The sequence below is a fragment of the Salibacterium sp. K-3 genome (genome assembly GCF_054052005.1).
Map to the genome: position 1 here is coordinate 380,469 of NZ_JBSVZE010000001.1, position 22,090 is coordinate 402,558.

Sequence of the window (22,090 nt, forward strand, 5' to 3'; positions counted from 1 at the left end):
AGCAAAATCAGTTCCCAAGTTGTCCAGTATCCTGGTTTATTGGACACTTGCTGTCGGCTTGGACCGGAAGGTGTCTGGTATTTAGATATATTGGATACTTTTCCGCTTCCGCTGCATTAAACTGCCTATAACATAAAAGTTATGGACAGTTCCCCGCGCAAAAAGTCCATAACCCTTCCATAGAGGGTAAAGTGTTCATGATTATTTCTATTGGTGACATAGGATGAATCTTATATCTAAAAAGCTGTCCCCGGGGTTTCTTTTCCGGGGACAGCTTTTTGATTACTGGTTATTCGCTTGTTTCTCCGCGAGGCGGAAGCAGGTGACCGCTAAATGAGCCAGGGTCACGTCATCGTCAGGGTTGAATTGATTATCGCTTCCCTGCAGGATACCCTCGGCATGGGCAAGAGCGACGTGCCCGGCATATTCCTCCGAGATCTCGTTCGCATCTTCAAATGGAAGGTTATAAATGTCCTTGTGCTGTGCGGCTTGTTCCAGCTCCAGCACCCGGACAATCCAGACGGCAAGCTCTTCGCGGGTCAAGGTTTCGTCAACGGGGAAGGTGCTGTTTTCCGCATCGATAACACCTGACTCGACGGCCTGCTCCACCACCTGGAAGGAAGGGTGATCCGGCTGGATATTTTCAAATGTTGCTGTTTGTTCTTCATTTGGACTCGCCGGATAGAAGTTTTCCATGGACTTCATCAGCATTTCCAGGGCGGTGCCTTTAGACACAGCTTCATTCGGCTTCAGCTCTTCTTCCTCATCGGCAGAGAGAATGCCGGACTGTACCATATAATTGATTTGGTCTGCTGCCCAGTGATCCGTGATGACGTCTTCGGTCGATCCATTTTGAGTGAGCTGTGGTTCCGTCCATTCTCCGGCTGCCGCATCATAATAAAGACCGTTCGATTGATACGAAGGCTGATAGAGGAGATGATACGTATCGGCTTCCCCCGGATCGGCATAGGAGGCATAGGACAACTCTGCATTCAGCTCATTCTTATAGTCTTCCAAGGCTGTCTCTTTATCCACTGCATCTTCAGGGTCCGGCCAGCTCGTAATATCCCCATTGCCCCGATTGTTGAATGAAACGAGTTCCCCATCTTCCGCGGAAACCGTGATGTTCAACGCGTTGCCCTGTACAGGAAGGCCGTTTTTCGCCTGTGGAAAAGAAAAGCGGTACGTTCCTTCTCTTCCAGTGTTTGACATTCCATTGTCAACGGGATACGCGAACTCGTGAATAAAGGAGCTGCCGTAGGTTTCTGCCGCTTCCACTGCGGCTTCCAACGCTTCTTCCTTTGTTAAGTTCTCCTCCGGCGAGCGCTCACTGTAATCAACGTTTCGGAAATCGACAATATCACCGGTCTCTTTTTCCACAACAAAGTTAGTACCGTGGCCGGAGTTACCGCGCCGTATCATATAATGGAGAGAAAATACGTCGACGCCGTTTCGTTCTGTCTCCTGGATCGACTGGATATTTAATTCAGCGTCATCTGAAACGGTTATTAAATCTTTGGCCATTTGTTTCACATCGTCGCGCGACACAGGCTCTGTCTCTTCTTCAAGAGGTTCTTCGCGGAGACGATTCAGCTGCTCCTCTTCCGGCAGTTCGGAAACAAAGGAGTTGTTCACGCTCCATTCCCCGCTTTTTGCGTGAACTCCCTGGATCGTAGGAGAAGGAACATACATCAGACTGACATTCTCCTCATTCGTTTGATAATCATGCTGAACCGCATACTGCAGGCGCAGGTCCAGGTTCTCTTTGATGGATGCTTCTGCTTCTTCTTTCTCCAGGATATCTTCCTTTTCTTCATAGGAAGCAGACTCCTGCTGGTATGTACTATTGCTGTAACTGGACAGCTCGCCGTTTCCTAATACTGCTGCGTGAACCGCCTGATTTTGTACCGGGATACCATTTTTCATACGCTGGAAAGTAAATTGATATTCTACAGGCTCCGTCAGCGTTTGATTGCCCACAGCTATAGCTGGACGCTGTTGTTCACTTAACGTATACTCCCCGGATGCGGTATTATTCACAAATTCCCGGGCCACGCTCTCTGCTTCTTCTTGTGTCACCTCGGCTGGATACAGCGCATCCTGAACATTGCCGGGCTGATAGTTAAAACTCTGCAGCTGCAGCTCTTCCCCGATAAACCGTACACTGCCGTAAACCCGTTTACCATCTGCGGTTTCCTTATCAAAACGTAAGTGATGGGTCAGGACGTCCTCCTCACTTCCAGGTCCGCGAAGATGGCTCATGCGGAAATCGCTGTTCTCAAGCGAATCAAATCTGGAAGGAAACAATTCATTGAAACGTTGGATCAAATCTTCCTTCGTGAATTCGACGTCGGCAGAACTTATCTCCACCATCTGCTCATCCGCAGCCTTTTCTTGACCGGCGCCCGCTTCTTCGGCAGAAACGCCGGAAGCATAAGCACTGACCGCCAAGGCTGCGGACAATGAAATAACCCCTAATTTTCTGGAATTCATTCAAAACCCTCCCATAAATTAAACCTAAAATCATCGTACCAAAGTTTTCCATAACCTGTCACGCGCCGATTTTTGTCGAATGGTGTAGATGATACAACTATTTCAGCTTACAGAGGATACCATGCATGATATAATATAATAACAAAAATGTTATGTTTTCATAAATGTTAAATTATTGGATACACTACGAAGGAGAATAGCGGCATGTTTTTTAATGAACATGGTTTATTACCCAAGGGAGAACACGAATGTACGATAGAAGATTTGAGACATTCCCTTTTAGTAAAAGGTCCGAGTAATGAGGAATACTGGGATGTAGAGTGGAGAGCAAAATTAATCAATCAATTAGAGATTATGGTTGCACAGCTTTGGCAAGTCGGCATAAGCAATATTTATATTGATGGATCTTTTGTGGAACAGAAAGCTCACCCCAATGATATTGATGGTTACTTTGAATGTAATGTAATTGACTTGGCTACTGGTGATTTAGAAAGGAAACTAAATGCTTTGGATCCTTATAAAATTTGGACATGGGACAACAGCAGCCGCAAGCCTTATCGTGGTTACACCAAGAAACAGCTTCCTATGTGGCACCATTATCGGGTGGAATTGTACCCCCATTTTAATCAACCGACGGAGATTAAAGACGAATTTGGCAATGACCAGCAATTTCCGGCAGCTTTTCGAAAAACGCGTGATTCTTTCCTGCCAAAAGGCATTGTTAAAGTAATAAAAAAGGGGTGATAATGTGATTAAAACAGAGACAGCTTATAAAAAAGCATTGACCAAATTAGAAGAAGATCAATCGTTCATTGAGAAACAAAGGGAAACGTTAAAGCAGATGGGCTTGACTGAAGAACAGATGGATAAAGCAATGCAGCCGTCTTTTTCTTTTCATGAACAACTTAAAGAAGAAGTTGCCTTCTATGAACGGATGAAAAGGGGCGAATTTGACTCAATTATCAATCTCAATGAGTTAGGGAAAATACTGATTGCGTATCGTGTTTACCTGGGATGGAGCCAACAGGAATTAGCGGATCATTTAGGAGTATCCCCGTCCCAGGTATCCAGAGACGAACGCAACGAATACTACGGGGCAACATTAGAAAGGCTTCAACATGTTATGGAAACGATGAACATGGTATCAAAAACAGAAGTCTATGCTGATCAAGGTTATGGGGCTATCAAAATGTAGCCGGCGGAGTGTAACCGTTACGTGAACAAAAAGCGAAAGGGGGAAAAGGAAGTGGACCCGGAGATGCTCGATATGCTTTCTGAAACATTCGAAGATCACCATGATGTATTTGAAAACTTGAAGGATCGATAAATGGCGGTACATTACTTGAGAACAAAGATACATTTCATGATAATGAAAAAGACCTTTAGCGGATATTGCTGGTTGGTTAAAAGCCAATACCGAAGAATATCCTTGTTAGCCTCTTGGAATTGGGGCATGTTCGTCACAAACCAGGGAAGGAAATCCACCCCTGGTTTGTGACGAATAACTGCTGCGGATGTTTTAGAACAGCAGAGTGCCTCTTGTATCATTTTTCTTCTCCCTCTATTTCCAAAACTTATTTCATGGTACGATATACTTATATAAACGAAAGGTGTTGTGGTGACAGGGGGGAGATGGATGTATTGTACCTCGTGTGGTGCACAGAACAGGAAAGGAAGTAAATACTGCGGGGAGTGCGGATCAGCGCTTGGTTCCAACAGCCGTCGTGCAGCGGCTGCATCACGGAAATGGAAAGTGTTCTGCTGGATGCTGCCATTCATTTTTCTGCTGGGTGGCAGTGCTTTTTTAATGTTGGCCTATGAGAAGGAAACATCGGTGAATCAGGACGTACTGCGCCAGCAGGAAGAGATGCTGGCAGCGGTGAAAGAGGGGAATCTGGAAGAAGCCATGTCAGCAAATGAGCACATGCTTGCTGTCAGGCCGGAAGAAACGGCGTTTCAGAAGGATAAGGAAGAGCTGGAAACAGCAGCTGCCTGGATAGAAGAACAATCAGGAGTCGTAAAGCAGATCGAAGCTCTGGAATTTTCAGAGGCGGAACAGGCGATGAATACACTAGAGGAAAAGGCGGAGCAGCTTCCGGAATCATTTTCCGATATGGTATCAGGCACATTGCAGGAAACGGAAACGATGCTGGTACTTGAGCAGACCAAACAAGAGATCAAAGAATTGGAGTCGGTTCATGAGCTTGGCGGAAAGTTGTCTACACTTGAAAACATTGAAAATGAAAGCGCGGCATCGCTTGCCGGCGAGATCCATACGAAAATTGAGAATATTGCATTTGACAACGCTTCCGATCTGCTGACACAGGGGAATTTGAGTGCAGCCCGGGAGAAAGTGGAAGCCGGGCTGAACTACATACCGGAAAATGAAAAACTGGCAGGGCTGCAGACTAAAATAGAACAGGAACAGCTGGCAGTGGAAAAAGCGGCTCAAAAGGAAAAAGAAAAGCAGCTGATCGAAACGGCCGCCGAAGATCAAAAGAATCAGACGGATGCGGTCGAAGTTGTGCAGGCGGAAGCTTCCGTGGATGAACAGGGGGACCTGCACCTGGACGGGGAAGTGAAGAATAACGGTACGGCTGTCGTATCCAATGTGAACGTGGAACTCGCTGTCTATGAAAATAGCCAACATATTGGAGATGTGGTTCTTACGGCCTCGCCGTACGATATAGAACCAGGTCGTTCCGGGCAGTTCACGGATTTTTATATCGGTCCGTATGATTCGGTGAACGTTGAAGTCACAGATGCCAGCTGGTATGTGAAGTGAGGTGGTCTATATGTCGCGCTCTGCGCACCTTATCCTGTCGCTCACTGTATGTCTATTGATCGCCGGTGGGACGCTCGCCGGGTTTCTGTATATGAAAAACAGCGTAACAGAAGATCTCTCTGCTGAATCAGTGCTCGCTGCATCATCCTCTGCATCCGGAGAAGCTGAAGAAACGCCGGATGAACAGGAGATTATTCATGAAACACAGAAACGTGTCGTTATGATTGAAACAGCGTACGGGCAGGGAAGCGGTTTTCTTTATAATAATCAGGGCGATATCGTTACGAATGCCCATGTGGTAGAAGGGGTAAGTTCGGTGGATGTCCGTTTTTCCGACGCCGAAGTACGCACGGGGCAGGTGATTGGAAAAAGTAATAACGTCGACGTAGCCCTTGTCCGGGTGAATGGGCTGACAGATATGGAGCCCTTGCCGATGGTGGAAGAAGGGTATTTGGAAGTCGGAGAAGAGGTTATGGCTGTCGGAAGTCCGAGAGGCCTCGAAAACACGGTAACCACCGGCATTATCAGCGGTGTGAACCGGGACTTCGAAATTGACCCATACACGTATGACAACGTCTATCAGATTTCCGCGCCCATTGCCGGGGGAAGCAGCGGAGGACCGCTTGTGGAAAGAAACAGCGGTAAGGTCGCCGGGATTAATTCTGCCGGAATGACCGAGGGGGATATCGGGTTTTCCATACCAATCAATGATGTACTGCCTATGCTTGAGCAGTGGTCCGCCTCTCCGAAACAGCAGCAGGGAACAGATGCCGAACCGGCAGCTCCATCAGAAGAAACCATCAATCAAGAAGAAGCGATCTACGTGGTAGGACACTATTTTGACAGCTTGAATGTCGGGGACTATCAAACGGCTTACAGTCTCCTCAGTGAAAGCTGGAGGCAGGAGGAAAGTCTGCAGGAATTCCGGGAACGTAATGCCGACTTAGGATTTGTCGAAATTCAGGATGTCAAAACAACCGTCGTAGGAGATAACGTAAAGGTTATGTTTGCCCTTGCCGAAGAGGATACAGAAGAAACCCTGTGGTATCAGGCGACCTATACGGTAGCGGCAGAGAATGGCGGGTACACGATAATGGATAAGCAGTGGGAGTTAGTGGAATAATCTTCCCTTGTAGTCGGGGAAGGGGGTTGGGTTGATACCCTGTTTTCACGTAAACAAGTGTTTAAAAATCTTGATAAGGAACGGGAAAATGAATGGCTGAAAGTATTATTAACGTTTTTTCCGTATTCAAAAACGTTAGACGATTATCTTCTGGCAAAAACGTATCAAGATGTATAAGCAAAAAGAAAGGTTTGTGACAAAATGAAGCCGTACAAAAAGACAAGGTTAATGTTAGCCGGTGCATTAACGGTCAGCGGGCTGTCTGTTATGACCGCCGCTTCTTCTCAGGAACAGATGGTGGAAACAGCAGACGCAAGCAGTGTTGATGTTTCCGAAAATAAGCCTTTTGTGGATATTGGCGAGGAATACTGGGCGTTTAAAGAGATCAACTGGGCTGTAGGCCAAGGGTTGATTTTCGGGTACGATGATGACACCTTCCGTCCCAGTGACAAGGCAACACAAGCTCAATTCATGGCAATACTCACCCGATTTGCCGGTGAACAGTTAGACGAATCAACATCCGAAGGACACTGGTCAGATGTGCATTATCATTACTTGGAAGAGTATAACTTTCCGATCGTTGGACAAGCATCAGACCGGGAACGTAATCAGCCTGCTAGACGTGGTGATATAGCCCGGATTATCAGCGCTTATATCGGAGAAGATTTGTCTGAAACTGAAGCAATTCAACACCTATACGACCTTGACCTTTCGACGGGAAGGAACGGCAACCAAACCATAGACGGCTTTGGAGCGGATGATTCGTTAACAAGAGCACAGTTGGTCACGTTCATGTATCGAATGGCGGAGAAAGGATATGCCGATTTGGAAGGATTGGAAGAGCCACCATCTGAGAAGGAGGACGAAGAGGATCAAGGGGACAAGGACAATGGTTCGGATGGCTCTAATGAAAATGATAAACCTCAACGAGTGAATGTACGTGGTACAGATTATGCTTCTACAGGCGAAGGATTAGATAGTAATCATGTGCGGGACATTGAAACCCTTTATAATGATTTTCAATCCATAGCGGCTGACACGAAGTTTTCAGCAACAATGGATAAAATGCCGGAATACGTCATGCTACAGCACTCGGACAAAAACATGAATATAACAGCGAGTTATGGAGCCCAAACTCAAAAGACTGCGAAGATAGTCTATGCTGATAATCGAAACCATGAAGGCTTCCCCATAGTGGCTAAAGCAGCACATGCGGCGATTCCAGCTGTAACTGAAAAACATTATTTAGAGATCATTACAGAGGCTCACGAAATAACAGATAATTTCACAAAAAGTAATGCAGTTGATTATTACCAAGAATCTAGTCAATACCTTATCAATATTACAGAAACAAGTATGCAAGGGGTAACGGCAATAATGATTCGCAAAGGTGAACTGAAAGAAGGGGATGCGTAATGAAGAGATACTTCATTGCCCCTTCTTTTTAAATCAGTTTTAATATAGATAATGATTTATGGATACCGCGCCAGCATACTCTCACTTTTGCCGATACGGGATCGACCACCGAGCAGGCTGGGCTATATGCGATGAAACAGGGGGAAAAACGACATGGCTGACCTCTCGGATGAAAGGCAAAGGTTCTTCTGATAAACCACTCGAAATCGATTAAGATTTTCAAATTTTTAACGATATTAGGGGAGGATAAACATCTATATTTCTTTACATTATACTTTAAAACGATAAACGAAAAGAGGGGAACCAAATGAAGTGGGGAAAAACCTTATCAGCGGCCATGTTGCTGGGAACCGTGAGCCTTATCCAGGATGCTAAAAGTGAAGCTGCTGAAAATAATCAGGCAGATGCACATCAGAACATGATTGAAGCCATTGAAAACATGCAGGATCAGTCGGCCGAAAAAGTTCATCCATTCCGGGAAACATACATGGATTGGCAGCTCAACCAGGCCGATACCTTTCTGCAGCGGTTGAATCAAATAAGGAATGCGTATGGTTGGGAGGAAGCGGATCTTAACGAGGAATTAATGTTGTCCGCCCAAGCAACGGCCAACTACTGGTGGACGGAAAAAGCAGGGACCAATGAAACGGATATTACCGCTTCAGAAGGTCACACACACGCCAATACCAACTCGAATTACTTTACCGGCAAAGCCCCGGCTGACCGAATGGCGTATTACGGCCATGAAGACGTAACCGGTTTAAGCGGAACAGAAGTGATAGCTCCAGATATTATCGATGCGGAACATGGTTTTGACCGACTTATGAGTGCACCGTATCACCGTATGGGCATGTTGAATCCTCGCGTTGATAAAATCGGCGTTGGAACAAACCTTATCCAGGGCTCTAAATACCGCTCCATGGTGGCTCATCTATCAAGTGCCGAGACTACACTGTCCACGAACGGCCTTGACGCCGTCACCTATCCATTTGACGGTCAAACAGGGGTGCCTCTTGCTTGGGACGGTGAAGAACGGCCGGATCCCCTGCAGCATTTTGATGATGTAGCAGAAACGGTCGGATATCCCATTACCGTGCAAAAAAATTGGGATGGCGTGGAGCGGTTAGTGACGAAGGATGCTGTGCTTTATGATGAAGAAGGAACAGAAGTAGAGACGTATATGGTGGATAGTGAAAAAGAGCAGAACACCACAGGAAGGTTGAACCATCTTATTATCATCCCAAAGCAGCCCCTGGATCCGGACACCACGTACACTGTCTCGGTAGAGGTTGTAGAGGAAAAAGAAGCATTCGTCGGGGAAGGAACAACGACAACGAAAGAATGGACCTTCCAAACGGTGAAAGAACCCGAGATTAAGAGTGTAGGCGTACAGAATAACCGTATCAATGTCCATACCAACCTCGGGGATGTTGAGGATTACCGCTTTCGGGTACAGAAAGAAGATCGGAATAGGGCCTTTCATCGATATAATCTCCGAAATGGTTTACTTACTCAATATACACCGCTTCCGCCACAACAGGGAAGCTACACCGGTACACTTACCAGTGACGTTCTAGCTGGAGAAGATGAAATAGAAATCGATGTGGAGCGAAACCCAGCCGGTGAATTGGATGCCACCTTACATTCATCCCATAACGATAGGGAAGGAAATGAAGAACATCCCGAAGAAACAGAACAGGAAGAAGAAAACGATGAATCCGGCGAAGTGGATGATCAAGAAGAGCCTTCCAATGAGGACGAAGTAGAAGGGAAAGACCCCTCCGAAGACGATAGCACGTCGGATGATGAAAGCAACGAGAATACGGATGCTGGAGAGCATGAAGATAACCAGGACCAGCAAAACGATGGAGATCATAACAATAACCAGGAAGATGAAAACAACAATGCTGATGGCGGTGACGAAGAACAAGGAACGGATAACGAGGGGACCGATGAAAATGCCGAAGAAGATGAGGAACAGCAGCAAGCTCCCGATGCAGAATACCCTGAATCCTTCGATGGGTATAAACAATACGAGGCTGTAGATAACGTTCCTGCGGATTATGAATTCGTCATCCATATGACCAACCGAATTGACCCTTCAACAGCAAATGAAGATACCATCTTTATCTTCAATGAAGAAAAAGAGCCGATTCATGTAGATGTTACCGTAACGAATAATAACCAGGCTATAAAAGTACAAGGTTCACAGCCGTATGAAAGTGGCAGCCACACATTGGTTCTGACCGACCAGGTTGAATCGTCAGACGGAAACAAGGTGAATAGTGCCGCTTACATGAAGTTTGACGTACCAGCCGAATAACCTTTCCATTTGAAACATCATCCTTTGCGAAGGATGGTGTTGTTTGTTTATACAAGTAAAAACGTATGTGTTTGTACGTTGCACAACAAAAGTGATTGTCATGGGGGAATAAATCACTGATGCGGCAGTCGAAGCAAGCGGAGCGGCAGCCGCTTCGTTTGTATTGCTGAAAAATATTGATTTATAGTAAGATATTTCAATAATAGGAAAAGGAGATAGGAACATGTATAAGTGGATGGTTCTTATGGTAAGCGTATGGCTTCTTCTTGGAACATCTCCTGTCTCTGCTGAAAAAGGTGATGAGCCGGAAGTGCTGCTCGTGTATTCATCCAGCAGTCAGGAACAAATGAAAGAAGTGAGAATGCTCGATGCGCTGATTGGTCAGTTCAGCTCTGATATAACGTGGACAACGGACGAAAATCTGCGGAAAAAAGAGGTGGATTCCTACAGTCATCTTGTCTACTACGGCGGCGTTCAAAAGCAGCTGCCTCAAAGAACGATACATATTTTGAATAACTATCAGGGAAAGATCTATGCGGCAGGACACAATGCAGATCAATTGACGAAACAGTTTTCTTTCCTGCAATGGCAGGGGAAGAAATTGATTCAACGTGTGTCTGTAAGCGGGACGGGGACAACCCTCTCTCTGCCGGAAGAACGGATTGTTTACGAAGTCCAAACGAATGGGAAGGCATCCGTCACGGCGGAGAGCGGGGAATCGCCGGTCGCGGTGCACTCCGGGGATCGTTACTACTTTTCGGGAGAAACAGTTTCCCCGCCTTTAGAACAGGTGGTCAGTGAGTCGTTGACGTCGTTTTTTGACGACCAGCATGAAAATGTAATGAAATACTTGAGACTGGAAGACATTGACCCGCTCTCAGACCCGGAAGTCCTCCGAAAACAGGCGGAATATCTGGCGGAAAAGAACATTCCTTATTTAGTGGCGCTTATTCCGGTGTACACCAATGAAGAAGGGGAGACCATTCATTTAACGGACTCGCCCCAATTGGTTGAAACCCTGCAATACATGCAGGATAACGGGGCAAGTATCGTTCTGCATGGGTATAAGCATCAGTACAGACATTCAGAGACTGGAGAAGGTTTTGAGTTTTGGGATGTTAAGCATGACAGACCGATTTTCCAGCCCGCTTCGGAAAAAGGAAAGGTACGGAGGGACTTTGAATCAGAGAAAGCGTACCGCACGTATAAGGAAGATGGGACGGCCTTTGAACGGCAGTATATAAAAGACGCTATAACCAGCGGTATCCGGGAGCTGACTGCCCACAACTTATATCCATTGGCGTTTGAAGCCCCTCACTATGCCATGTCGCAGCAGGGATATGAGATGGTGTCCCATCATTTCAGTTCCTATGTGGGACAGCTCCAGTTAACAGATAACACGTGGCAGAGCCAGGACGCCCCGACTTATGAATCTCAGCCATCTTTTCTCCATGGAATGACAGTTTATCCAGAAACACTGGGATATATCGAGAAAGGGGAGCAGGCTTCCTTTGAGCGTATGAAAGAAGAAATAGGACAGAGGTCTACTCTTACAAAATCCTATTTGTCTGCTTTCTATCATCCGTATCTGGGTCTTGAAGGTTTGAAGAAAATCGTGCAGAACCTTGAAGCCGTGGAGGGAGCAGCCTGGTTGAACTTGAAAGACCGCCAAAACACGGTTCGCGCAGGTGATATCAGGATCACCTCGAAAAACGGAAAGATAGAAGTCGACAAGCCAGTCGTAACCGGTCAGTATGAACAAAAACTAGTCCGAAACAGCGCGCTTCGATACGGAACAGTACCGGTTCTCGTATTATTCATTGCTGCGGCAATCTTTATAAGGAAAAGAAGGCATAAACGACGGAAAGAGCCCCGGTAATAAACTAACGGGTTCACTTCAGGATGGGAAAAGTTATATTTATGCGGACTTTAATCCTGGATACGCTCAATACGCTTTAACTTTCTAACGGACATTTTACAATTTCTGCGACCAAACTAAATTTCACGGTAAAAAACTCATGCCCGCTCAACATCCAGGGGTAACAGACCGTTCGTTTACAATGAAATACATTATTTACTTTAAATGAAATCACCCAAAAAGAATTGGGTGATTTTTCAAGGATTTTCAGATTAATGGTAAAATAGTTGAATAGAAATATTAATTTTGTTGTTCACCTAACGAGCAGTGAGTTTAACAACAACGGGAGGAAAGAATGGCTAAAAAACGTAGAAAAATAATCACATTTTCTTTAGGAATTTTAATTTTTTCCTTGGTTTATTACTTTTTGCAACTTAATTGGATTTCTGTCACAAATGAAAAAGTTCATTTAGATGATTTACCAGAAGAATTTGATGGATATAAGATTGTACAGTTATCTGATTTGCACAATAAGGAATTCGGAGATGGTAACCAAAGATTGGCAAAAAAAATCAACAAAATAAAACCTGATATGATTGTAATAACAGGTGATATGTTAACTAACGCGAGAGATGTACCAAATAACGGTGATGTTTTAATTAACCTACTCGAAAACATACATAAAGGCTATCCGATATATTATGTTACTGGTGAACATGAAGAAGGTTTATATTACGAGGATAGAAATAAGTATCAAAAAGAGGGTACAAAAGAAGATTACGAAGAAAAATTAAGTAATCTTGGTGTTACAGTCCTAAATGACGAACGAACAACAATCACACGACAAGGTGCAAAAATTAATTTGTACGGATTAAAAGAGCACTTGTCAGGAGAAATTCAAATTGAAGAACGATTAGGGGAAACAAATAAAGACGAAGTAAATATCTTACTCTCGCACAGACCTTTTTATTTTGAAAATTTTTCTGATTGGGGAGCAGATGTTGTCTTTTCTGGTGACACTCACGGTGGAATGGTACATTTACCTTTTATTGGAGGTACTGTTTCAACAGAGGGGTTTTTTCCAGAGTATGATGGTGGTTTGTTTTATAAAGAAAACTCCACAATGGTTGTGAGTAGAGGATTAGGGAACAATCCAATCCCTCTTAGAATAAATAACAGACCAGAACTAGTTGAAATTACAATAAAAAGTAAATAAGGTTTAGTTATTATTCAATTAACGGGTTGTGATTATGGGACAAGCAAAATTAAATAATAAACGACAAAAAAGCTTGGAGAGTACAAGCTTTTTTCTTTGTTTTAATTGTGGATTTCATGCGAATAATATTGCTGAAATGTTTGTGATTCTTACTGTTATTATCTGTTTTGCACCTCACAAGTGAACCCATTAGTAATAAACCGAGGCTCCTTTTTTATGATATTAGGTCATATATCTCTTAATCTCTTCGGCAATCCGCCGAGAGGCTGTGCCGTCTCCATATGGATTCGCGGCAGCCGCCATTCTTTCATACAGATGCTGGTCCGTCAGCAGTTGATGCGCACTTTCGAAAATATCTTCTTCCCTGGTGCCGGTGAGCTTTAAGGTCCCGGCCTCGACACCTTCCGGCCGTTCTGTGGTATCACGTAATACAAGAACGGGAACACCGAGGGAAGGGGCTTCCTCCTGCACACCGCCGGAGTCTGTCAAAATGAGGTGGGCGCGGGCGGCGAAATTGTGAAAGTCGATGACGTCGAGTGGTTCAATTAAACTGATCCGGTCCACATCACCAAGAAGGTCGTTTGATAACTGCTGAATGGCGGGATTCAGGTGAACAGGGAAAAGAACATGAATATCAGGGTGTGTGTCGACGAGCCGGCGGACCGCTTGAAAAATGCGGTGCATGTTCTCTCCCAGGTTTTCCCGGCGGTGGGTTGTCATCAGAATGATTCTTTTGTCCGTTAGTTCATTCAGAACAGAGCTTGCGTACGTGCTGTCGACTGTTGTATGTAAAGCATCGATGGCGGTATTGCCGGTAACAGTAATGTGTTCCGGACGTTTATTTTCACGCAGAAGATTATTTCTGGACATTTCTGTAGGGGCAAAGTGGAAATCTGCCATCACTCCGGTGAGCTGCCGGTTCATTTCCTCCGGGAAAGGAGAATATTTATTGCCTGTGCGCAGCCCTGCTTCAACATGGCCGACCTGGATATGGTTGTAGAAAGCGGTGAGAGAAGCGGCCATGGACGTGGTGGTATCACCGTGAACGAGCACAATATCCGGTTCTGTTTCCTTGAAAATACGGTCCATTCCCTCCATGACTCTGCTTGTGATTTGAGAAAGTGTTTGTCCGGCTGTCATCATATTCAGGTCAACGTCCGGATGAATGTCAAAAATAGTCAATACCTGATCCAGCATTTCACGGTGTTGGGCTGTAACAGCAACCACCGTCTCAAAGGAATCGGCATGACTCTCCAATTCCTGCACAACCGGCGCCATTTTAATGGCTTCCGGTCTGGTACCAAAAACAGTCATTACTTTTATTTTACGATTCATTGCGGTTTCCTTTCTTTTTCATAATGGACGGCCAGTTTATCATATATATAATCAAAAAAATGGAGGTTGTCCGGCTTCCTTTCGTTTTTCAGCTCCTGCATTCTTTCTTCCACTTCCTGCACTTTACCCGGTGAGTTCGATTCCTGCAGGTACATGACAAACAATGCGTACACGGCGAGTGCCTCGTATTCAACAGCGGGCTCCAGAGTATCCCGGTCATACCTTCCGTACAGGCGGTTCTGCTGCCATTCCTCCATGATCCATTCATGGAAGGCAGGAGAAGAGGTGCCGGCATGCAGACGGTTCAGGGCAATTAGCAGTTGATCGATCATGTTGACTTCACCCTGCCTGTGATACGACTTCGTGCCGGTATCATAATATTTCGGGAAGAAAACGCCGGAGCGGTCCAGATTTGTCAGTATATGTTCCGTTTTCCTGGTATCGGGAAGGACGGAAGTCAGTTCAGGAGTGATGTAGCTGAGTGTAATCCGGGAAGCTGCATCATCCCACTTCCAATCGTAGTAGTCTACATAAATCCCATTTTGCTGCTGGGTACTTGCCAGCACATCCGTCCATTGATCGGCAAGTTCCCGGTATTCCGGCTTTTCATATAATGAAGCGGCGGTTTCCATGGCGTCTATGATACGGACATCATCGATGAGGGCGTTGACGGTGGTGTTCTCCAGACGCCATTTGATGTGCTGCTGTTCGGTGTCCTGTGTGACAAAATACTGTGATACAAGCTCAGCCTGCTCGGCGAAAGCTTTTTCGTTTCTGGTCTGATTGAGATACTGCATATAGAGACCGGCACTTTCTGAAAGATAAGAGGATGCGGGGTCATCCGGGTAGGCATGAATCATTCCGTACTCATTGGTGTAGTGTTTTTCCACGGTTTCAACTGCCTTTTCTGAATCCTTCAGTGCATAGATCAGCCCCGCCGCCGTGATAAAAAGCAGCACAATCCACAACGTTACTTTTTTTTTCGTCATGTCTCCTCCCCTTTGCTTTTATAACGCTGTGTTTTGTCCCAGGCGATCGTTTTGTTTCGGATACGACCCCAAAGATAAACAAATAGACTTCTTGTCAAAAGAATAAGGAAAATCTGTGCATACGTAAAGTACATAATAAGTATATATCCGACGTTTTTCAGCGAAACATTTTCATCCATGACAATGGCGCTGAAAAAGTGTGAAATATATACGACGTAACTGATGAACCAGATTAAAAGCAGAGGAGCTGCGAACTCAGGAAGCGGGAAGCCGGCCAGCCCCATGACAAAGAAAATGTCGGAAAACAAAAGCAGCAGGATAAATATTAAATACGTAAGAACATGCTGTATGGACAGGAAGAAGGTCCTGCCTTTCCAGTGAGTGAGCTCGTGAAATGATTTTTCCATGATATAAATATTTCCGGTGAGCCAGCGGGTTCTTTGTTTAATAAATGCACGCAGCTGCTCGGGCTCCTGCTCCCACGTACGTGATCCGGGCACGACCGGAAGCATATAGCCGGATGAGGAAATCCGGACCGTCAGCTCGGCATCTTCGGCAAGGGCCTGCTCATCATATCCTCCAACTTCCTCCAGCACCGAACGTTTCAACAGCATGTTGGTACCGGCAAGCGAGCCCAGTTTAAACAATGTCCACCGGCCGCTTTGCATGAGAAGCTGGAATACCTGGAATTCCAGACCGATCATCCGGGTGAGCCAGTTATTGTACATGTTTTTCGTTTTGACGTAGCCGACCGCTCCGGCTGCCTTCTCCGTCTGTTCCGCCTGTTCCACGAGTTTACGGACGGCATCCGGTTCTGGTTCGTTATCTGCATCGAACACAACAAAGTAATCAGAATTGGAAATATGCAGCCCGTAGTTTAACACTCTTGATTTACCTTTATAGTTACCAGCAGGTACTGTAATGTGATGAATAGACGAAAACACGCGGGTGAACCGGCGTACCACTTCTGCGGTGTCGTCCGTTGACTGATCATCGAGCACATAAATGTTGAGTTCTCCCGGATAATGAAGCCGCTGCATGGCGCGAAGTGTATCTGCAATGACGACTTCTTCATTAAAAGCCGGTATCAGTACAGCGACGCTTGGGTACGAAGAAAGCGGAGGTGCGGCGCTCAAATCCGCCCGCTGTTTGACTCCTGCAATGGTGACGACAGAATAATACAAGAGCAGGAGCCAGAACATCAAAGTGGATAAGTAGAGTAACGCGGTCATAACTGTTCCTCTCCTATCTTTTCAAGGAATGCCTCGTTTTCAATGATAGACATAGATGCGGAGAATGGATGCTCAACCAGGTTCAGTCTGTTTCGGGAATGTTGTTTGATACGTTCCAGTACAATTTCCGCCCCTTTTTTGTGTGTATCTTTCAGCAAAATATAAATATGATTCCGGGAGGACGTTACTAAGTCAAAGCGGCTTCTGATAGCTTCCAATGCAATGGATTCCATTGTTTCCTGCAGGTTCTGCTGAACATCCCGGCCCAGGCCGCTTACCTGTAGTTCAATGAGCCATGCTTCTGTCTGGTTTCTGCGTACGGAAGTAAGTACCCACCGAGCCTGTTCCTGAAATTCAGGGATCGTTAGTATATTAGTATTTTCGGTATAGCGCTGGAGTTTTTGAATCTGTTCACGAAGTTTTTCATTGGTATCGCCTATCGACTTGCTGTAACTGAACAGAATCCATGTAAAAATGATGATGCACGAAAACAGAAGGTGCACATAAATGTAATCGATTTGATCATATCGGGACGTCTGCGCTGACAAAAACGCATGCACAATCAAAAATAAGCCAAATCCCAGCACGAGCGTAACAGCCAAAAAGTAAACGAGCCGGCGCCGGACCAGGCTCATGGCTGTAATGACAACAAACGTATTAAAATAAAGGAACCGTTTAAAAGGAAGGTCCGCCTGGTGCATGACCCAGCCGATTCCAATGATAAAAAGAATTAACAGTCCCATCATAAAATTTTTATTCATATTGTCTTCCTCATTTCTTTATACCTAAACTTTTTACTAACAATTACTCAGTATACGAGTGATGCAAACACTTGTCACCCCAAAAAATGGTATAAATATGAATTTTAACAGTACTTTTGTTTAAGTTGTGTTATTTTACCATTAATCAATAACCCAGTCCGTTTTTTAGGAGGAAGCATATCTCCAGACGATATTTCTAATATTGGTTCCCCACGCTTCGACAACTTCTGTTTCTCCTTTTGTATGTAAATCATGGAATTTTTAATATTTTCTATTAATAAAGGACTAAGATGTAAAAAAACAAGTAAGACCTCCGATATAATTATAGTAGATATTTAACAGATAAATAGTACAAATATCTTACTCATTTTATGTGGAGGAGAGAAAGCATGAAGTATTGTCCGTCGTGTGGAACGGAGGCTAAACAGGAAGCGGCGTTTTGCCCATCCTGTGGTACGCCGTTCTCTACTAAGACCCTTGAGAAGAAATCACTGAAAGAAAAGTGGAAAGAACTGTCCAAGGTGTACCAGCTTAGTATCATATCAGCGGCAGGGGTATTGATCATCGTCGTTGTTTTCATTCAACTGGGACATATGCTTTCCAGTCCGGAGAGAACTGTTTCTGCTTTTGAAGAGGCATTGGAGGAGCAGAATGCGGAAAGACTTACGGAAATGGTTATTGCCGAGGATGAGCAAATGGAGGTGAAAACAGAAGATATCGAGTCCATTCTGGCCTATCTGGAAGAACGCCCCTCTGCAAGCAAAGAGATCATATCCTCACTGGAATCGGAAGCGTCTGATTTTCAGAAAGAAGACCAGGCAGCAGCGGCTGTAATGGAAGCAGATGGCTCCCTGTTTTCCTTAATGAAGGAGGAAGGGACCTGGTTTGATAATTATAAAGTGCAGATGCCCTCTTATTACATAGAGATCTCTACGAATATGGAAGGCGCAGAGCTGTTGGTAGATGGTGAATCTGCCGGCATTATAAAGGGAGAAACGGAAAATATAGAATATGGACCTGTCCCGCCCGGGAACTTTGAGGTATCCGCAGTATATGAAGGAAAATACGCCAATCTCGAAAAAGTGGAAAAACTGTCTACCATGAATAGAGAAGAAAGGACATTAAGTCAGGATGTCGTTCTGGAAGGCGGAGAAACAATCATTACATCCGAAGACATTTGGAAGGAGACAGAATCAGTATCACCCGTCTTGAAAGTGAATGGAGACCCTGTAGAAACTGATGAATCTCTGGAGAAGGAAATTTTCCCTGTGTCATTGGATGGTTCCAACACTGCATCGATGGAGGCGGAATTCCCGTGGGGGAAAATGGAATCCGATCCGGTTCCGATGGAGGAACGAAGGACGGAGGTAACGCTGGAACCAATAGATGCAACCACAAAAAAAGAGCTTGCGGGTCAGGCTTACGATGTCATTCCTGCTTTTGAAAAAGCGGCCGCGGAAGAAAGCATGGAAAACATGGAGCACCTTTCTGATGCAGCAATCAGCGATATGAAAGAAGACTTCAATGATTCCATTACCGTAAAAAGTATCGATATAGATTCGTTCTCTTATGACCAAACCTATCGTTATATAGAAAATGATAAAGGAGAAGCCGCCCTGGCTGGAAATTTTGAAATGAAGTATGAAAGAACCTATGAACGGCATGATAATGAGTACGATTCCAGTGAAACAGATTATTATACTATGTACTACGTTTATGATGAAGAATCGGATACCTGGGAAATTGATGAGTTTACGAAAGAAAACAGTTTTTTTAATACAATGGATAATCCAGTTGAATACGAAGAGGAGGAAGAAGTATGACATGCTCATCATGTGGAAAAGCGTGGGAAGAAGGTGCAGCCTTTTGTATTCATTGTGGTTCAAAAGGGTATGTGGCAGAGGATGCACAGGAGGAGACAGCTGCTGCAGCAGAAGCCGTAGGAGGGAGCAATACTACAGCATCGTTCGGGAAAGAATATATAAGTTTTGTAAAAAACAGCCTTCAGGCTCCAATCCATATGTCTAGTCGTGTAACCGCTGGCGACTGGATATCCGGCCTTGTCTCCCTTTTGTTATTTATTTTACTGCTGCCGCTTACGACCTTTACGTATATCAGTAAAATATCAATGGGAATGGTGCAGTTATCTTTTGGAGGCGGCGTGCTTCAGCCTGTTTTTGTCCTTTTGATTCTATTTGCGATTCTATTAAGTGTAATGTTTGGTGGTCTGAAATTAATGCACTCCAACACCTCTTTTCAGAAGCTCATTGCTATTTACGGAAGTTTGATGACGGTCAGCGCTGTATTAATAACTGCATCTTTATTATTAGCTTTGATAAACGTGATTTCTCTTTCCGTTATTCTTTTAATGATTAGTTTAAGCACTGCAGGAACAGCAGTGGTTACCAACTATTATCACCAGAATAAAAGCGAACGCGGATTGGATCCTTTCTATGCGTCCCTGGGGACTTTCTGCATTATGGGGGCTGTCTCTTATTTCATCGCAGAAAGCATTATCCGGGAAATGCTGAGTCAAATGAACGGAATGAATATGTTCTTTTAAAGGGAAGAATGTTTTATCTTTGTTTGCACCATTTCATTCAGACAGGGAGTGGAATAAATGACGTATATCGTTGATTTCGCAAAGAACGTAACTGCCAGAAATAATGCAGGCATTTTTATTTATCTGATTTTGAACACGTTGTTGGTAACTCTGCTATTTCAAAGTTTTTTCGGCGGCCTCTTTATATATCTGCTTTCACTAACCATAGCTCTTTCTCCAATGGGGGAATGGATTCTTCGCAAACAGCAGGGCTGCAAACCGTTGAAACGCAGAGAGCATATGGATCGTCTCCATCCTTTATTTGAGGAAATATATCAAAAAGCGAAAGCCATAGATCCCGGTCTGCCTGAAGACATAAAATTATTTATTAGCAAGGATCCGGAACCGAATGCATTTGCCACAGGGCGTAAAACGGTCTGTCTGACAAAAGGAATGCTGGATTATTCAGATGATCAGATTAAGGCCATACTCGCTCATGAATTCGGACATTTATCGCGTAAAGATACGGATCTTATCCTGATTATTGCTGTTGGGAATTTAATTGTGAGCGTGTTGTTCATCTTTTACCGCATTGTGTTCACAGCAATAGGAATTGCAGCAGGCGTTATGAGTCGAAGCCTATCCACTGTTGTTATGACGATATTCATTGATTTAGTTCTCGTTGGATTAATGTGGGTATGGACGAAGCTGGGCATTATGCTGGTCATGCATGCCAGCCGGCGGAATGAATACCTGGCTGATGAGTTCGCCAGCAGATGTGGTTATAATGAAAGTTTAATTACAACACTGGACGCTTTACAGGAGGGTAATGAAAGTACCGGGAAGGGATTATGGGCAAATCTCGCTGCTTCCCACCCCGACCCGGATGAAAGAATTGGAAAGCTCCAGGTATTGCAGCAGCCTGTTGGTTAAAAGTTCACATAAGTTTTTATGTTCCGGGACGGTGACAAAGTCTATGAGACCTATTGGACCACCGGCCGTGGCAACGAACGAATGCCACCATCGTACGGACTGCTGGACCTGACCCCTACGGCCGGCAGGAGTTCTGGGAAGATTCGCCCGAGGGCTGGCCGCAGCATTGGGGGTCCAAAGGTGGTCAGTTTCAGCTGGACGGCCGTCCGACCGCCCAGTGGTCCCGCCGGGCAGCCGGACGTTCCGACGATCTCGGCACCTAGGCTGCCGCTCTGCACTGTTGCCGTAACAAGCTGCATCATTGACAGATACCCTTAACAGGGGTATCCTTTTTTTATAAAGTTGTCGACAAGTATACTGATTTGAATAAGAAGGTGCAGGTATGAATCTTCAGCGTACATATCATGATTCCCTCGGGAGTCAGATATCGTTTTCGTTACGGTTGAGCATTATCAGCGGTGACATTCCCGCGGGGGAAAGACTGTCGGAAAATCAAATCTCCGAGAGGTTTGGCACGAGCCGGTCTCCGGTAAGGGAAGCGTTGAAAACGCTTTCCGTCGAAGGGCTGATTCGGTTGGAGCGGATGGGGGCTGTCGTTAACGGACTGAGCGAGACAGAGGTGGAGGAGCTGTATGAAGTCCGAAACCTGATCGAGTCGTTTGCTTTAAAGAGACTCATCACGATGGACACGGCAGACTTGGTGAAACAGCTTGAAATCACCCTCGAGAAAATGGAAGTAGCGTATCGATACGGAGATCATGAGGAATTTGCTGCGCTTGATTACGCGTTTCATGAATCGATCATTCTAAGCATTCACCACACCCGGATCCAATATGTGTGGGACGGTATGAAACACATCATCTTTGCGGTCCTCCTGCTTACGACGGAAAAGAGGTTCCGGAAAAACGAAGATATGACCGGGATGATCGCGCAGCACCGGGAAATCGCGCAGAACATCCAGTCCGGGGAAAAAGAGCAGGTGGAGGCCGTATTAAACAAACATTATGAAGACACCTACCATTCCATCCGCTCCCTTTTATAGGGAGGGGGTGATGGTTTGTTCAAACTTGTCGACAAGAATACA

18 protein-coding genes are annotated in these 22,090 nt (G+C 45.1%); 13 read left to right on the top strand and 5 right to left on the bottom strand.

The genetic code is table 11. The annotated features are described in order from the left end of the window. Nucleotides 1-282: 282 nt before the first annotated feature. Entirely contained in the window at nucleotides 283-2,493 is a 2,211-nt protein-coding gene (locus ACW9JV_RS01820; RefSeq protein WP_457330774.1) for a YcdB/YcdC domain-containing protein, read from the bottom strand. Between the two features lie 204 nt (nucleotides 2,494-2,697). Between ACW9JV_RS01820 and ACW9JV_RS01825 the strand changes: the two genes are divergently transcribed. The 8 genes from ACW9JV_RS01825 to ACW9JV_RS01860 all read left to right on the top strand — a co-directional run bounded on the left by ACW9JV_RS01825 (nucleotide 2,698) and on the right by ACW9JV_RS01860 (nucleotide 13,214). Next, entirely contained in the window at nucleotides 2,698-3,237 is a 540-nt protein-coding gene (locus ACW9JV_RS01825; protein WP_457330776.1) for a DUF6932 family protein, read from the top strand. A gap of 4 nt (nucleotides 3,238-3,241) precedes the next feature. Next, nucleotides 3,242-3,688, top strand: a complete 447-nt coding sequence (locus ACW9JV_RS01830) for a helix-turn-helix domain-containing protein (RefSeq protein ID WP_457330778.1) — start codon at nucleotides 3,242-3,244, stop codon at nucleotides 3,686-3,688. Between the two features lie 441 nt (nucleotides 3,689-4,129). Next, nucleotides 4,130-5,278, top strand: coding sequence for a zinc-ribbon domain-containing protein (locus ACW9JV_RS01835; protein ID WP_457330780.1), 1,149 nt, complete (start codon nucleotides 4,130-4,132; stop codon nucleotides 5,276-5,278). Between the two features lie 10 nt (nucleotides 5,279-5,288). Further along, on the top strand, nucleotides 5,289-6,401 hold the full coding sequence (locus ACW9JV_RS01840) for a S1C family serine protease (RefSeq protein WP_457330782.1): 1,113 nt from the start codon (nucleotides 5,289-5,291) through the stop codon (nucleotides 6,399-6,401). Nucleotides 6,402-6,602: 201 nt separating this feature from the next. Then, entirely contained in the window at nucleotides 6,603-7,817 is a 1,215-nt protein-coding gene (locus ACW9JV_RS01845) for an S-layer homology domain-containing protein (RefSeq protein WP_457330784.1), read from the top strand. A gap of 307 nt (nucleotides 7,818-8,124) precedes the next feature. After that, nucleotides 8,125-10,140, top strand: coding sequence for a CAP domain-containing protein (locus ACW9JV_RS01850; RefSeq protein ID WP_457330786.1), 2,016 nt, complete (start codon nucleotides 8,125-8,127; stop codon nucleotides 10,138-10,140). 223 nt (nucleotides 10,141-10,363) lie between these two features. Continuing rightward, nucleotides 10,364-12,019 carry a DUF2334 domain-containing protein gene (locus tag ACW9JV_RS01855; protein ID WP_457330788.1) on the top strand — a complete coding sequence of 552 codons (1,656 nt, stop codon included), beginning with the start codon at nucleotides 10,364-10,366 and terminating at the stop codon, nucleotides 12,017-12,019. Nucleotides 12,020-12,353: 334 nt separating this feature from the next. Beyond that, nucleotides 12,354-13,214: a metallophosphoesterase gene (locus ACW9JV_RS01860; RefSeq protein WP_457330789.1), complete on the top strand. Its 861-nt coding sequence runs from the start codon at nucleotides 12,354-12,356 to the stop codon at nucleotides 13,212-13,214. A gap of 222 nt (nucleotides 13,215-13,436) precedes the next feature. Here the strand turns inward: ACW9JV_RS01860 and wecB are convergent, their stop codons facing one another. From wecB to ACW9JV_RS01880, 4 genes are read right to left on the bottom strand one after another with little or no spacing between them, the layout of a single operon-like run. Next, nucleotides 13,437-14,549, bottom strand: coding sequence for a non-hydrolyzing UDP-N-acetylglucosamine 2-epimerase (wecB, locus tag ACW9JV_RS01865; RefSeq protein ID WP_457330791.1), 1,113 nt, complete (start codon nucleotides 14,547-14,549; stop codon nucleotides 13,437-13,439). Further along, a complete protein-coding gene (locus ACW9JV_RS01870) occupies nucleotides 14,546-15,538 on the bottom strand; it encodes a hypothetical protein (RefSeq protein WP_457330793.1) in 993 nt (330 codons plus the stop codon). The genes wecB and ACW9JV_RS01870 overlap by 4 nt, the downstream gene beginning before the upstream one ends. Further along, nucleotides 15,535-16,770, bottom strand: coding sequence for a glycosyltransferase family 2 protein (locus ACW9JV_RS01875; RefSeq protein WP_457330795.1), 1,236 nt, complete (start codon nucleotides 16,768-16,770; stop codon nucleotides 15,535-15,537). The genes ACW9JV_RS01870 and ACW9JV_RS01875 overlap by 4 nt, the downstream gene beginning before the upstream one ends. After that, nucleotides 16,767-17,531, bottom strand: a complete 765-nt coding sequence (locus ACW9JV_RS01880) for a hypothetical protein (protein ID WP_457330797.1) — start codon at nucleotides 17,529-17,531, stop codon at nucleotides 16,767-16,769. The genes ACW9JV_RS01875 and ACW9JV_RS01880 overlap by 4 nt, the downstream gene beginning before the upstream one ends. Nucleotides 17,532-17,920: 389 nt before the next feature. On the opposite strand from ACW9JV_RS01880, the gene ACW9JV_RS01885 reads away from it, so the two are divergent. The 5 genes from ACW9JV_RS01885 (at nucleotide 17,921) to ACW9JV_RS01905 (ending at nucleotide 22,048) form a co-directional block, all read left to right on the top strand. Further along, a complete protein-coding gene (locus ACW9JV_RS01885; protein ID WP_457330799.1) occupies nucleotides 17,921-19,354 on the top strand; it encodes a zinc ribbon domain-containing protein in 1,434 nt (477 codons plus the stop codon). After that, on the top strand, nucleotides 19,351-20,094 hold the full coding sequence (locus tag ACW9JV_RS01890; protein ID WP_457330801.1) for a zinc ribbon domain-containing protein: 744 nt from the start codon (nucleotides 19,351-19,353) through the stop codon (nucleotides 20,092-20,094). The genes ACW9JV_RS01885 and ACW9JV_RS01890 overlap by 4 nt, the downstream gene beginning before the upstream one ends. 57 nt (nucleotides 20,095-20,151) lie before the next feature. Continuing rightward, the gene (locus ACW9JV_RS01895; RefSeq protein WP_457330803.1) at nucleotides 20,152-21,006 is read left to right on the top strand and encodes a zinc metalloprotease HtpX; all 855 of its coding nucleotides are present in this window, start codon (nucleotides 20,152-20,154) and stop codon (nucleotides 21,004-21,006) included. Between the two features lie 18 nt (nucleotides 21,007-21,024). Continuing rightward, nucleotides 21,025-21,324, top strand: coding sequence for a DUF899 family protein (locus ACW9JV_RS01900; RefSeq protein WP_457330804.1), 300 nt, complete (start codon nucleotides 21,025-21,027; stop codon nucleotides 21,322-21,324). Nucleotides 21,325-21,388: 64 nt separating this feature from the next. Beyond that, on the top strand, nucleotides 21,389-22,048 hold the full coding sequence (locus tag ACW9JV_RS01905) for a GntR family transcriptional regulator (RefSeq protein WP_457330806.1): 660 nt from the start codon (nucleotides 21,389-21,391) through the stop codon (nucleotides 22,046-22,048). Nucleotides 22,049-22,090: the final 42 nt, after the last annotated feature.

Excerpts from the sequence above, each read along its gene's own strand:
- ACW9JV_RS01820 (WP_457330774.1), bottom strand. The coding sequence starts at position 2,493 with ATGAATTCCAGAAAATTAGGGGTTATTTCATTGTCCGCAGCCTTGGCG.
- ACW9JV_RS01825 (WP_457330776.1), top strand. The coding sequence starts at position 2,698 with ATGTTTTTTAATGAACATGGTTTATTACCCAAGGGAGAACACGAATGT.
- ACW9JV_RS01835 (WP_457330780.1), top strand. The coding sequence starts at position 4,130 with ATGTATTGTACCTCGTGTGGTGCACAGAACAGGAAAGGAAGTAAATAC.
- ACW9JV_RS01840 (WP_457330782.1), top strand. The coding sequence starts at position 5,289 with ATGTCGCGCTCTGCGCACCTTATCCTGTCGCTCACTGTATGTCTATTG.
- ACW9JV_RS01845 (WP_457330784.1), top strand. The coding sequence starts at position 6,603 with ATGAAGCCGTACAAAAAGACAAGGTTAATGTTAGCCGGTGCATTAACG.
- ACW9JV_RS01850 (WP_457330786.1), top strand. The coding sequence starts at position 8,125 with ATGAAGTGGGGAAAAACCTTATCAGCGGCCATGTTGCTGGGAACCGTG.
- ACW9JV_RS01855 (WP_457330788.1), top strand. The coding sequence starts at position 10,364 with ATGTATAAGTGGATGGTTCTTATGGTAAGCGTATGGCTTCTTCTTGGA.
- ACW9JV_RS01860 (WP_457330789.1), top strand. The coding sequence starts at position 12,354 with ATGGCTAAAAAACGTAGAAAAATAATCACATTTTCTTTAGGAATTTTA.
- wecB (WP_457330791.1), bottom strand. The coding sequence starts at position 14,549 with ATGAATCGTAAAATAAAAGTAATGACTGTTTTTGGTACCAGACCGGAA.
- ACW9JV_RS01870 (WP_457330793.1), bottom strand. The coding sequence starts at position 15,538 with ATGACGAAAAAAAAAGTAACGTTGTGGATTGTGCTGCTTTTTATCACG.
- ACW9JV_RS01875 (WP_457330795.1), bottom strand. The coding sequence starts at position 16,770 with ATGACCGCGTTACTCTACTTATCCACTTTGATGTTCTGGCTCCTGCTC.
- ACW9JV_RS01880 (WP_457330797.1), bottom strand. The coding sequence starts at position 17,531 with ATGAATAAAAATTTTATGATGGGACTGTTAATTCTTTTTATCATTGGA.
- ACW9JV_RS01885 (WP_457330799.1), top strand. The coding sequence starts at position 17,921 with ATGAAGTATTGTCCGTCGTGTGGAACGGAGGCTAAACAGGAAGCGGCG.
- ACW9JV_RS01890 (WP_457330801.1), top strand. The coding sequence starts at position 19,351 with ATGACATGCTCATCATGTGGAAAAGCGTGGGAAGAAGGTGCAGCCTTT.
- ACW9JV_RS01895 (WP_457330803.1), top strand. The coding sequence starts at position 20,152 with ATGACGTATATCGTTGATTTCGCAAAGAACGTAACTGCCAGAAATAAT.
- ACW9JV_RS01900 (WP_457330804.1), top strand. The coding sequence starts at position 21,025 with ATGTTCCGGGACGGTGACAAAGTCTATGAGACCTATTGGACCACCGGC.
- ACW9JV_RS01905 (WP_457330806.1), top strand. The coding sequence starts at position 21,389 with ATGAATCTTCAGCGTACATATCATGATTCCCTCGGGAGTCAGATATCG.